11 protein-coding genes are annotated in these 11,955 nt (G+C 41.3%); 6 read left to right on the top strand and 5 right to left on the bottom strand.

From position 1 onward, the window contains the following. Window positions 1–67: 67 nt before the first annotated feature. Entirely contained in the window at window positions 68–487 is a 420-nt protein-coding gene (locus OEG80_RS08805) for a GFA family protein (RefSeq protein ID WP_149410038.1), read from the bottom strand. Between the two features lie 184 nt (window positions 488–671). Here OEG80_RS08805 and uvrB point away from each other — a divergent pair, with 184 nt between their 5' ends. From uvrB to OEG80_RS08790, 3 genes are all read left to right on the top strand, one after another. Beyond that, the gene (gene uvrB / locus OEG80_RS08800; RefSeq protein ID WP_020443038.1) at window positions 672–2,783 is read left to right on the top strand and encodes an excinuclease ABC subunit UvrB; all 2,112 of its coding nucleotides are present in this window, start codon (window positions 672–674) and stop codon (window positions 2,781–2,783) included. A 228-nt stretch (window positions 2,784–3,011) separates the two neighbouring features. Continuing rightward, on the top strand, window positions 3,012–4,064 hold the full coding sequence (locus OEG80_RS08795) for a pyridoxal phosphate-dependent aminotransferase (protein ID WP_149410039.1): 1,053 nt from the start codon (window positions 3,012–3,014) through the stop codon (window positions 4,062–4,064). 221 nt (window positions 4,065–4,285) lie between these two features. Next, window positions 4,286–4,657, top strand: coding sequence for a hypothetical protein (locus tag OEG80_RS08790; protein ID WP_149410040.1), 372 nt, complete (start codon window positions 4,286–4,288; stop codon window positions 4,655–4,657). A 140-nt stretch (window positions 4,658–4,797) separates the two neighbouring features. Here the strand turns inward: OEG80_RS08790 and OEG80_RS08785 are convergent, their stop codons facing one another. Together OEG80_RS08785 and OEG80_RS08780 are read right to left on the bottom strand one after the other, a co-directional pair. Continuing rightward, entirely contained in the window at window positions 4,798–5,070 is a 273-nt protein-coding gene (locus tag OEG80_RS08785) for a hypothetical protein (RefSeq protein ID WP_149410041.1), read from the bottom strand. Between the two features lie 51 nt (window positions 5,071–5,121). Next, a complete protein-coding gene (locus OEG80_RS08780) occupies window positions 5,122–5,508 on the bottom strand; it encodes a hypothetical protein (protein ID WP_149410042.1) in 387 nt (128 codons plus the stop codon). Window positions 5,509–6,146: 638 nt separating this feature from the next. Between OEG80_RS08780 and OEG80_RS08775 the strand changes: the two genes are divergently transcribed. From OEG80_RS08775 to OEG80_RS08765, 3 genes are read left to right on the top strand one after another with little or no spacing between them, the layout of a single operon-like run. Continuing rightward, window positions 6,147–7,178, top strand: coding sequence for a TAXI family TRAP transporter solute-binding subunit (locus OEG80_RS08775; protein ID WP_149410043.1), 1,032 nt, complete (start codon window positions 6,147–6,149; stop codon window positions 7,176–7,178). After that, window positions 7,156–7,713: a DUF1850 domain-containing protein gene (locus tag OEG80_RS08770; protein WP_149410044.1), complete on the top strand. Its 558-nt coding sequence runs from the start codon at window positions 7,156–7,158 to the stop codon at window positions 7,711–7,713. Before OEG80_RS08775 ends, OEG80_RS08770 begins: the two co-directional genes overlap by 23 nt. Then, window positions 7,685–9,763: a TRAP transporter permease gene (locus tag OEG80_RS08765; RefSeq protein ID WP_223145240.1), complete on the top strand. Its 2,079-nt coding sequence runs from the start codon at window positions 7,685–7,687 to the stop codon at window positions 9,761–9,763. Before OEG80_RS08770 ends, OEG80_RS08765 begins: the two co-directional genes overlap by 29 nt. A 134-nt stretch (window positions 9,764–9,897) precedes the next feature. Here OEG80_RS08765 and lipA read toward each other — a convergent pair whose 3' ends face one another. After that, entirely contained in the window at window positions 9,898–10,941 is a 1,044-nt protein-coding gene (gene lipA / locus OEG80_RS08760; protein ID WP_011513094.1) for a lipoyl synthase, read from the bottom strand. 162 nt (window positions 10,942–11,103) lie between these two features. After that, window positions 11,104–11,523, bottom strand: a complete 420-nt coding sequence (locus OEG80_RS08755) for a carboxymuconolactone decarboxylase family protein (RefSeq protein ID WP_149410055.1) — start codon at window positions 11,521–11,523, stop codon at window positions 11,104–11,106. Window positions 11,524–11,955 lie beyond the last annotated feature (432 nt).

The following is an 11,955-nucleotide window of genomic DNA, read 5'->3' as shown; positions in this document are numbered from 1 at the left end:
TATTAAAATTTGATTTAATTGACGTTAAGTTAAGAATAGTCATACGCATTTTAAGCCTTATAAATATTTAGTCCTTTGGTCTAATGCCTTTCTCTGCGAATTTATCAAACAGCTGTTGCTGAGTTAAGTTGACTGTGTCATTAGCAAATTCATAATAATCGGGTTTTCTATCAATGAAAATCTGGCTCTCAAAAGTAAGGTTTGGATTCTCTTGAAATAGTCCTAGTGACAGGACATAAGTTTCAGAGCTAAGCTGATGATAATAGAGATTGGTGCCGCATTTATGGCAAAACGCACGCTCCGCCCATGCTGAAGAGGGGTAAATAGTCATTGATTCTTCACCTTTAATATCAGGTTTTGAGTGGCTATGTATCGCCATTAGTGGTCCGCTGCCCCAACGACGACACATCGTACAATGGCACGCCTCAAAGGTATTGATATCTTCTAATTCTATGGTGACGTTACCGCACAGACAGTGACCTTTCATAACTCGTTCCTTGATTAATGGTCATTGAACTATACCTGAGTTTCTATGCTTTTTATTGAGTGTTTGTGCATCCATTTGTGGGCGTTTTGCGCAATAAATGACCTTTAAAAATAAAGGTTTAACCCCATATTGTTATAAACCTAACCTCTTATAACTTTTTATAAATATCAGGAAAATAACCATTATGCGAATGCCTGAACCGCGCTCGTCGCGTCAGCTAAACCAATTGGCCACTCAGCTGCAAGGCGAAGCTGAAATTAGTGGTGTCAACGCGTCTGGTACGCAAATATCAAGTCGCGCCTTTGAGATGGTCACCGAGTTTGAGCCAGCAGGCGATCAGCCGCAAGCGATAAAGAAACTGGTTAATGGTATTAATGCTGGCATGGATGAGCAGCTATTACTGGGTGTGACGGGTTCTGGTAAGACCTATACCATGGCAAAGGTCATCTCTGAGACGCAACGTCCAACTATTATCATGGCGCATAATAAGACGCTTGCCGCCCAGTTATATGGTGAGTTTAAGTCGTTTTTCCCCAATAACGCGGTTGAATACTTCGTTAGTTATTACGACTACTATCAGCCGGAAGCCTATGTCGCAGCGAGCGATACCTTTATCGAAAAAGACAGCGCCATTAATGATCATATTGATCAAATGCGCCTATCAGCGACGCGTGCACTACTTGAGCGTCGTGATGCAATTATCGTCGCCTCAGTATCCTGTATCTATGGTCTAGGTGATCCAGAAAGTTATCTAAAAATGCTGCTACACGTCGTCGTTGGTGACAAAATCGATCGCACTGCTACCATTAAACGTCTTGTTGAAATGCAATATACGCGTAACGAACTGGACTTTGGGCGTGGTACTTATCGTCTTCGCGGTGAGCTATTAGATATTTATCCTGCTGAGTCTGAGCAGCTAGCGGTGCGTGTGCACTTGTTTGATAATGAAGTGGAAAAAATCACGTGGTTTGATCCTTTAACAGGGAAGACCGTGCGTACAGTGCCGCGTATTACTATTTATCCAAAATCACATTATGTGACGCCGCGCAATAAATTGGAGGCTGCTAGTCATACCATCCGCGCTGAGCTTGAGCCTCGGCTAGAGTATTTCCGTGAAAATAACAAGCTGATTGAGGCACAGCGTCTTAAAGAGCGTACTCAGTATGATCTTGAGATGATTCAACAGCTCGGCTACTGTAACGGTATCGAAAACTACTCGCAGCATCTCTCTGGTCGTCCATCAGGGGAAGCACCACCGACTTTGTTTGATTACATTCCAGAGGATGCGTTATTATTTCTTGATGAGTCGCACGTGACAGTGTCGCAGATTGGTGCAATGTATAAAGGTGATAGATCACGTAAAGAGAACCTCGTCAATTATGGCTTTCGTCTACCAAGTGCCATGAATAACCGTCCGATGAAGTTTGAAGAATGGGAGCGTATTAAACCAAAGACCATTTATGTTAGCGCCACGCCTGCATTGTATGAACTGGAACATAGTGAGCAAGTGGTCGAGCAAGTCGTACGTCCAACGGGTTTGATTGACCCTGAGATTGAGATTCGTCCTGTATTGACGCAAGTCGATGATGTGCTGTCTGAGATTACCAAGCGCCGAGAAAAAGACGAGCGCGTGTTAATCACAACCTTGACCAAGCGTATGTCAGAGGATTTGACCAGCTATCTCAAAGAATATGATGTCAAAGTTGCTTACCTACACTCGGATATCGATACCCTTGAGCGTATGCAGATTATCCATGAGCTGCGTACGGGCGTGCATGATGTGCTGGTCGGCATTAATCTATTGCGTGAAGGGTTAGATATGCCAGAGGTGTCATTGGTCGCGATATTTGATGCGGACAAAGAGGGCTTTTTGCGCTCTGAACGTGCTCTGATTCAGACCATTGGTCGGGCGGCGCGTCATATTAATGGTAAAGCCATTCTCTATGCTGACCGTATTACCAACAGTATGCAAAAAGCGATTGATGAGACCGATCGTCGCCGCGAAAAGCAAGTGGCATTTAACCTTGAGCATAACATCACACCAACAGGCGCACGCCGTAGTATCACGGATAAAATCGATACAGGTGATGACCATGATGCCAATGATAATCAGATGATTCCAATTAAGAGCAATCTGCCTGATGTCGATATCAGTATCTTACGCAGTCCTGATTTGCTCGCGAAAGAAATCAACCGTCTTGAAAAGCTTATGAAGCAGATGTCGCGTGACTTGAAGTTTGAAGATGCAGCAAAAACGCGTGATAAGGTACTAGAGTTAAAGGCGCATTTATTGTAAAGAGTAAAACTATAATTTCAAAATAGTAATAAAAAGGTGAGTTGACAACGGCGCAGCTCACCTTTTTTATGGTCTTCTTATAACCAAAATAACCTCGCTTTTGCCCGAGGTTATTAATAACCAATAATTGGTAATGACAAAACTTGTGTTTATACCAAATGCCAACTAATATGATATCAATGAGCAATATGAACTTATAACAACGGACGTTGAGGCACATAATACATCATGCAAAATAATAAATGCTTAGAATTAAATGCGAATGAAAACTCACTAGGCATGTCAGCTTCTGCCAAACAAGCCATTACAGACTCTTTAGGTGCAGGCTTCCGTTATCCAGATAATCCACGTGCGGCACTCATTAGCAAAATTGCCACCATCCATGGCGTGGCAGAAAACCAAATCTCATTAGGCAATGGCTCAACTGAAAATATTCGAGCTACCTTACAAATGCTGCAATATAAAGCTCTAAAAGAGGGCAGGCAGTTTCAAATGGTAATCCCTGTTCCCACTTTTGATTGTGCAGAGATGTATGCAAATGCCATTGGCGTGCCTGTGGTCAAGATACCGTTAACCGCTGAAAACTATGATTATGATTTTGACGAACTACAAAAAGCAGCTGACGATTTTGATGGCATCAGCCTACTTTATATTTGTAATCCAAACAACCCAACTGGCATCATTACATCAACTTCAAGGCTTAAAGCCTGGATAAGTAAGGCGCCAGACAACCATTACTTTTTATTAGATCAAGCGTACTTGGAATACGTGTCAGACCCAAGTTTTGAGAGTGGGATTGAATGGGTAAAACAAGGGTTATCAGACAAGCTTATTGTTATCCATACTTTCTCAAAGTTATGTGCTTTAGCTGGTATGCGAGTGGGCTACGCGATTTCTAACCCGCAAGCTATTGAGACTGTCGAAGCATTTATGTCTATGGATAATACCAACTTGTCAGGTGCGGTTGCTGCTATTGCGACGTTAAATGATGCAGAGTTTTTAGCGCTAAGTTTGCGCAATACCAATCAGTCGCGTCAGATGATTGAAACAGTCTTAGACGATCTGGGACTGCGTTATTTACCTTCACAGACCAACTTTATTTTTCATGAAATAAAAGGTGATTTAAAAACATATATCGACAGAATGCGAGACCATGGCATCAAGGTTGGTCGCGAGTTCCCACCTGTTATAGGCTTCAACCGCTTGACACTTGGTACGCCCGATGAGATGGCAGCATTTATCAAAGTATTAAAGTTATTTCGTGAAAAGGACTGGGTATGAGTGAGATAAATCATATGTCTTAACCAACCTCAAACGCAGTTTTACATATCCCACCTTAAAAAACATCACTTTATCTTATAAGATTGGTCAGTTAAGCACACTCTTTTAGATTGCTAGCTTTCAAGTTGCTAGATAAATTTAAGTCGCTGGATAAACGCTGAGCGATAGCTAAAGTTAAGTGTGCTAACGTCAATTATAATTATAAGGTTAAAGATATATTCATGTTTGATATCAAATCATTTTTTAAACGAGAAGTAGAAAAAAAGCTCATCAATTTAGACGATTATATTTTTATGCCTGAGCGTGTAGAGACGGCGCTAGAAGGCGGATTATTAAATTGTGTACTCAATAGTGATGGTCGAGTGGATGTTTTTTATACCAAGGATGGCGTGACAGAAGTAAGTTCCGCATCACGTAAGCATCCATTTACTGCGTTTGAGACCGAGCTATATCATGGGGTTTATGATGATATTATTCATGATTTGACTAAAGAGGTGAGTAAGATACTTGAGCGTCGGTCAAAATACTTTCGCCAGAACAAGACATTGCATCCTACAGCGTCTCTAATGTCTCAGCCACATTACAACAAGTAAGCTATAAGGTGATTTGAACTATTGTAGGTTTAGAAGAAGTAAAGGCAATTGGTAAGAAAAAGGGTGCGTTATATTTAAATGACGCGCCCTTTTTCTTACCTTGTATTTTGGTGTCAGCTTGAAACAGTTATTACTGATGCTTAGTTTTTCATACCAACTGATTTATCTTTGGCAGCTAACTCAGATGATTTAGTAATAGGAATAGATTGTGCGCCTTCAACTAAATGATTGGTCTTGGTTTGTGTGACCAAGCCTTTGGCAAAACGAGTACTGTCGTCACGTATTTTTAAAGTATTGGTAAAATACCATTCACACTGAAAAGCGTGTTCATTGATATCAACAGGGCGTTCTGCGGTTGATGATGGATCGCGATCTATTGTTGATAATCTATACGAATAGGCTGGGTTAAGCAATCGCCAACCCAGCCTAATTATTTATAATGACTGATATTATTAATAAACTATTTATTTAACGATAGTGGAATAACAGCTCTGCAATGATTTTGCCACGACTCTAGCCACTAATTGCACACGATATTGTGGGTCTATGGCTGCATTACCCAATTCGACGATGCTGACTTGTTGCGGTGCTTGCTCACTAACGCAACCACAAACTCTGCCTTTTACCGCTTCTTCTTGCGCTTCAGTCATAGCGACACTGGCAATACGCCACGCGTTTTGCTGTTCGATCTGACTGCGACATTGATTGTCGATAGCTGCTTTAAAAACGCTCATACCGATCTCGTTTGCAGTACCCATTGCTGTTCCTGCATTGGTATTGCCGCCCGTTGAGGCACATCCCGCTAGTGCCAATGTTGCTAGTAATGCTGTTGATGCGAATAATTTTTTCATCAAATTTCCTTTCAGATTGATCAGTATTATGAGGGGGTATTCTTAAAGTTTTATATCGTGCTGAGCAGATGTACCAAAACCTATAATCTGCTTTTTACTATCTATACCTTGTGATATTGGCATGATATACATCAGCACAAATAAAAAGTCATCTTACTAGAACTCAATATTGATGACAAAGGAAATATAAACGTGCTATCAGAATATCTATTAACAATTGTTTTTTATACCAAGTTATGTCGTAGAAAAAATGATGATAAATATTCTAGGAGTAGTTCATCTTTATGGACTTAAAGGTTTACAAGGCGGTTAAAGTTTGTTTAAATAACTTACAATATGAAACTTAGTATCGCTTAGCGAAACAAGAAAGCGGTATTTAGTGAATAATAGCGCTTAACTTTCAATAAATCTCGATTTATAGTCAGGATAAGGGTTAGTGAGAAAAACAATATAGCAATATAAAGTCTCTCATGTTTTAATTAGATAGACTGTTTTTTTATGGCGCTCTTATGATAACAGAGTGAGTAAAAAGCCATTCAAAGTAGCACGTTGCTAGTGTGACGGATATGGATAGTACCATTATATCTGAGTCATACTTTTATAAGTCCATTTGCTTTATTTTATCAAGGAAGAAAATAATGAAGTCCATTTATAAACTGCCTTTACTTGCGGCAATGATTGCAGCCAGTATGACAATGGTTGCCTGTTCAGACAAAGCGGCTACTGATAGCGCAGCTACTGACAGTGCTACTGCTGAAACCACCACAGATACCGCTGCCACATCAAATGACAAGCTTGAAACCAAATTTGTCACCATTGCTACAGGGGGCGCCTCCGGTCCTTACAATATTATTGGGACGTCTTTAGCAGAGATTTATGCAAAGACTTTTGGCGTTAATGCTAAGACCCAAACGACAGGTGCTTCAGTAGAAAACGTCAATCTGTTGACGCAAGGTAAAGTAGATATGGTGCTGGCGCTCAGTGATGTCGTTACTGATGCAGTCGAAGGTAAAAATGACTTTAAGGCACCTATCGCCAATATTCAGCAAATTGCTGTTCTGTATCCCAACGTCATTCAGCTAGTTGCTTCAGAGAAATCTGGCATCAAAAACATTGAAGATTTAAAAGGCAAACGTATTGCGGTTGGCGATCAAGGCTCGGGTACAGAGGTTAATGCTCGCACCCTGTTAGAAGGTTTTGGTATTACCTATGATGATGTCAAGGTCGATTATCTAGGTTTTGCAGATGCTGCAGATGCGATGAAAGCTGGAAAAATTGAAGCGGCGTTTTTTAGTAGTGGCTTACCAAACTCTTCATTATTAGAGCTAGAGCAAGGTATCAAGTTGCAGTTGGTGACCATCAATCAAGATAAGCTGAAAAAAATTATTGAGACCAAGCCTTACTTTAAGACTTTTGAGATTCCTGCTGGTACCTATGGTAATGCTGCTGCTATCCCAACCACAGCCGTCATGAATGCTTTATTGGTACGTTCTGATATCTCTGAAGAAGATGGTTATAAGCTGACCAAAGCATTGTTTGAAAACTTAGATGGTCTAAAAAATGCTCACCAAGCGGCGAATGATATCAGTTTAGAGACTGCCCAAGTCGGTATGGTTGCTCCTATTCATCCTGGTGCCAAAAAATACTATGATGAGAAAGCAGCTAAATAAGCAAGTATGGTGGTTTGCTGGCGTAGCATCTATTGCTGCGCTGGTTTTATTTATACTATGGGCGATTTTTAGCCGCCAAACAGTCATTGAAATACGAGTAGCGGGCGTTGCTGGTAACAATAACAATAGTGCCAGCCTAGTCTGCTATTTTGTTGAGCCCAATTTTCAATTGCGCTGGATTCACTCGGTAGAAAAGCAATGGTGGGAGGAGCATTATCTTCGTGAAGAAGAGGGCTTACTATTAACCACTACCTACTTTCAAGCGTTTGGTGCTGGTACGCCGTCTACTGAAAATGTCGCTCCTATACAAAAAGAGGGCTATGTCGGGTATCAAATCAACCAAAGGTTTCCCCATCTCAACTGGGTTGTATCAAGACTGACAAAAGGTGAGATTAATTATGCCGGTCAGCGCATTCTTATTCATCAACTGGTACCAGATTATTCAGAAGTAACTATCATGCCCAAAGCATATAGTCCAATCGATAGATTCAATAAGGATTTTTGTCATGAACTCCCAAGTGATGGATCACAGTAGCGATAAGCCTCATGTCAGTGATGATGCTAAGTTGGCAAATCAGCCAAATGCGCCTGAAGATACTGATAATTACGATGACGTTGATCCTAGTGTCACACAGGCAATATTAGAAAAATACGATCGAGAATCTATTACGCGTCATATCACCCAAGGTCCAGTGAAGTATATTATCGCTGCGATCTGTATTTTCTACTCCATTTTTCATTTATACATTACTTTTAATCCAATGCCATCGTTACTACAGCGCTCTGTGCATGTGGGCGTTGGCTTCGCTTTGATTTTTTTGATTTTCCCTGCCAGTAAAAAAAGCAGCCGTAAGAAAGTGGCATGGTATGACTGGATTTGGTTTATCTTTTCCTTATCTGGGATGACGTATCTCATTTATGAGTATCAAGATATTGTCACCAGTCGCGGCGGTATGGCAAATTCGGTCGATGTGATCTTTTCTATTATTACGGTTATCTGCGTCCTTGAAGGCAGTCGGCGTATTACTGGCTGGATCTTGCCCATATTAGCCTCTATATTTTTGCTATATCCCTTTATCAGTCATTTGGACTTTATGCCGGATAGGCTGCTGACCAGACCTTATGATTTGGGCGATATTTTTGGTCAATTATTCTTAAAGACTGAAGGCTTATATTCGGTTGCAATTGGTGCCTCAGTCACTTTTATCTTCTTATTCATTCTATTTGGGGCATTTTTAGCGCGTTCTGGAATGGGTCAGCTGTTTAATGATTTGGCATTGGCGCTGGCAGGCGATAAAAAAGGTGGACCTGCTAAAGTCGCTGTCATATCAAGCGGCTTTATGGGTAGTATCAATGGTTCAGCCTTATCGAACGTGGTCAGTACGGGCGCGTTTACCATCCCATTGATGAAAAAGGTTGGTTATCATAAAGACTTTGCAGGAGCCGTAGAGGCAAGTGCGTCGGTCGGTGGTCAAATATTGCCACCTATTATGGGTGCCAGTGCTTTTATTATGGCAGAGACGACAGGTCTACCGTATAGCACTATTGCTTTGGCAGCGTTATTACCTGCTATTCTCTATTATCTAGGCGTTATCGCACAGGTACATTTTCGTGCCGGTCGCCGAGACTTAAAAGGCATGGCAAAAGAGAGTTTGCCGCAGGTAAAAGAGGTATTAAAAGCACGCGGTCATATGTTGTTGCCGATTGTATTCTTGATTTATTTATTAATACAAAATGTTCCTGTAGGTTATGCCGCGGCTTATACCATTGGCTTTACTGTTGTCATCAGTATGCTACGCAAAGAAACCCGCATGGGCTTCAAGGATATTTTAGGCGCTCTAGAAGATGGTGCACGCCAGTCATTAGCAGTGATGGCAGCTTGTGCGGTTGTAGGTATCATCATTGGGGTCGTTAGTTTGACCAGCTTTGGTACAGTAATGACCTCTTCAATTGTCACCTTGGGTGCAGGGTCGTTATTGCTCACATTGATTTTGACCATGCTAGCGTCTATGGTCTTGGGTATGGGATTGCCTTCTATCCCTGCTTATATCATTACCGCAACCATGGCAGCGCCTGCTTTAGCAGGATTTGATATTCCTATTTTATCAGCGCACATGTTTGTTTTCTATTTTGGTGTGTTTGCAAATATTACCCCGCCCGTCTGTCTGGCAGCTTTTGCTGGTGCTGGTATCTCTGGCGGTGATCCGATGAAAACAGGGTATTTGTCATTAAAGTTAGCGTTAGCAGGTTTTATCGTCCCCTTTATGTTTATTTATAATCCTGCAATGTTGATGATTGACCCAACAGATCTTGCGGTTACGGCGAAAGAATTTCCATTGCCGCCGGTCATCGATATTATTATTGCTGTTGTGACATCGGTCATTGGTGTGATTGGACTTAGTGCCGCGTTAGAGGGTTATTTTAAAAGTGATATAAATCTCGCTACGCGCTTAATATTAGCATTAGGCGCATTGCTACTGATTTATCCTGGGCTGATCACAGGTGCAATAGGTGGCGTAATAGTACTAGGTATTGCGGCATTCAATATAAAAGGTAGTAAGGCGCCAACCGCTTTAAGTGTTTAACATTGAAGCGCTGCTATTTTAAGTGAGACAGAAAAGTTAGAAGCATAGAAAAGGTCGAATAGCAGATATCTGCTATTCGACCTTTTTGTATTTTAAGACTCATCACGTTACGTTGATATAGTGACGACTCTCACTTAACAGCCAAGTTTCCCTTCTGCTGCTAATGCTTTTTTGCTACGGATAGGTGCTGGGCAATCTTCACCATAGTACTGACGATCAGCAAAATAGCTTGAGCGCACCATAGGACCTGCCCAAATATTAAAGAAGCCAATCTTTTTGCCATAGTCCATATAACGCTGGAACTCATCTGGATGCACATAGCGATCGACTGGCGCATGGTCTTTACTGGGTTGTAAATACTGACCAACGGTAATCATATCGACGTTATGCGCCTTTAGATCATCAAGCAGCTTATAGATTTCTTCTTCAGTTTCACCAAGTCCAACCATAAAGCCGCATTTGGTCGCAATATCAGGTCGACGTTCTTTATAAATCTTTAGCAAGTCTAATGAATGCTGATAATCTGAACCTGGACGGAAAGCTTTATATAAACGAGGCACGGTTTCGATATTGTGGTTAAAAACATCAGGCGCCGTTTCAGTCAATAAGTCCAATGCGATATCCATACGACCACGGAAATCTGGTACCAAAATCTCGATCAAGCAATTTGGGCTCAGCGCACGCGATTCATTCAATACTTCAACGAAATGCATCGCGCCGCCATCTTTTAAATCATCACGGTCAACCGAGGTAATGACGGCATATTTAAGACCTAAACCTTGGATGGTCTCGGCAGTATGACGCGGCTCATCTTTATCAAGCTCATTTGGACGACCATGTCCGACATCACAGAACGGGCATCGACGTGTACAGATATCACCCATAATCATAAAGGTAGCGGTACCATCGGCAAAGCACTGTGGAAGGTTAGGGCAGGCAGCTTCTTCACAAACGGTATAGAGTTTCTGTTCACGTAAGGTGGACTTGATACGTGCGACTTCCGCAGGTGAAGACAGTTTTACCCGAATCCAATCTGGCTTTTTCTTAGCCTCGACAGTCGGGATAATTTTAATTGGGATACGAGCAACTTTATCGTAGCCACGGAGTTTTTCGCCTTGGATGGCTTTTTTGGGTTTTGCGCGGGCAGCAGGCGTGTGCGTTTGTACGGCGTTTGTCATAATCGAATGTTCTCTTAACCCTTGATAGAACAAGGGTTTATGGAATTATTAGAATGCTTTATGAATAGAGCTATTATAGCAGATATTTGGTCAAGGTTTTTTAGGCAATCGTATGAAATTCAGTTTATCAAGGCTACTATAAATAAGCGATTTAGCATAGTTTCATTTATTGATATCAATGTTCATGTCATTTAGTACGTCTATGGCAGCGCGAAACGCTTCTTGAGTGGCAGGTGCGCCGCAATAAGGCAGGCTGTGCATCAAGACTTCTCGAATCTCAGCGACACTTGCGCCATTATTGATGGCACCTCGGATATGTCCCTTTAGCTCGTTTGGGCTTTTTTGTGCAATCAAAAAACCAATCGTGATAAGCGAGCGATATTTGCGCGGTAGTACCGAGTCATCTTGCCATGTACTGCCCCAAGCGTGCTCGATAATCCAATCTTGTAATGGCTGAGTAAATGGCGTTGCTGAGTCAAGTGAGCGTTTGACATGTGCTGCACCCATCACCTCGGTACGAACTTTTAGACCGTTTTCATAATTGGCGTTTTGACTGGTGCCTTGATTGGCATTGTGACTCATACTGTGAGTAGTATTGCGATCTTCATTTTCTTTATTAGCCATTGTCATCCTTGATTTTATGATTAAATCCTTTGCATTTAATCGGTATATTCTTATCAAACATTATAACAGTCGAGTAGGTTTTATTTAACCGTTAATCGAGATATAGTTGATTCCATTTAACAATAACAACGTATAACAATAACGAGATACTAAGACAGTAGCGGTATATCTTTTTAAGTGAATAGATAGTTGCAACCGCAATTTACTACCAATATATTGTGAATGTTAAAAAACAAAATAGGCCCTCAGTTTGAAAAATTTAGAATTTATGATATAGGCACCATTAGTCATATTATTTATGGCACTATTTATATAATAAATGTTCAATATGCCCCCTTTATGACCGCTTTATGAGCCTTTTAAAGGCTGAGCCATTAACATTTAGGGCGT

The sequence above is a fragment of the Psychrobacter sp. SC65A.3 genome (assembly GCF_025642195.1).
GTDB classification, from domain to species: Bacteria; Pseudomonadota; Gammaproteobacteria; order Pseudomonadales; family Moraxellaceae; genus Psychrobacter; species Psychrobacter cryohalolentis.
Note: the sequence above shows the minus strand (reverse complement) of the source record. Positions and strands in the feature narration are given on the sequence as shown.

What these genes read in the sequence shown, in the direction of transcription:
- OEG80_RS08790 (WP_149410040.1), top strand. Translation starts at nt 4,286, where the DNA reads ATGTTTGATATCAAATCATTTTTTAAACGAGAAGTAGAAAAAAAGCTC.
- OEG80_RS08805 (WP_149410038.1), bottom strand. Translation starts at nt 487, where the DNA reads ATGAAAGGTCACTGTCTGTGCGGTAACGTCACCATAGAATTAGAAGAT.
- OEG80_RS08765 (WP_223145240.1), top strand. Translation starts at nt 7,685, where the DNA reads ATGAACTCCCAAGTGATGGATCACAGTAGCGATAAGCCTCATGTCAGT.
- OEG80_RS08775 (WP_149410043.1), top strand. Translation starts at nt 6,147, where the DNA reads ATGAAGTCCATTTATAAACTGCCTTTACTTGCGGCAATGATTGCAGCC.
- OEG80_RS08780 (WP_149410042.1), bottom strand. Translation starts at nt 5,508, where the DNA reads ATGAAAAAATTATTCGCATCAACAGCATTACTAGCAACATTGGCACTA.
- OEG80_RS08770 (WP_149410044.1), top strand. Translation starts at nt 7,156, where the DNA reads ATGATGAGAAAGCAGCTAAATAAGCAAGTATGGTGGTTTGCTGGCGTA.
- OEG80_RS08755 (WP_149410055.1), bottom strand. Translation starts at nt 11,523, where the DNA reads ATGAGTCACAATGCCAATCAAGGCACCAGTCAAAACGCCAATTATGAA.
- OEG80_RS08795 (WP_149410039.1), top strand. Translation starts at nt 3,012, where the DNA reads ATGCAAAATAATAAATGCTTAGAATTAAATGCGAATGAAAACTCACTA.
- uvrB (WP_020443038.1), top strand. Translation starts at nt 672, where the DNA reads ATGCGAATGCCTGAACCGCGCTCGTCGCGTCAGCTAAACCAATTGGCC.
- lipA (WP_011513094.1), bottom strand. Translation starts at nt 10,941, where the DNA reads ATGACAAACGCCGTACAAACGCACACGCCTGCTGCCCGCGCAAAACCC.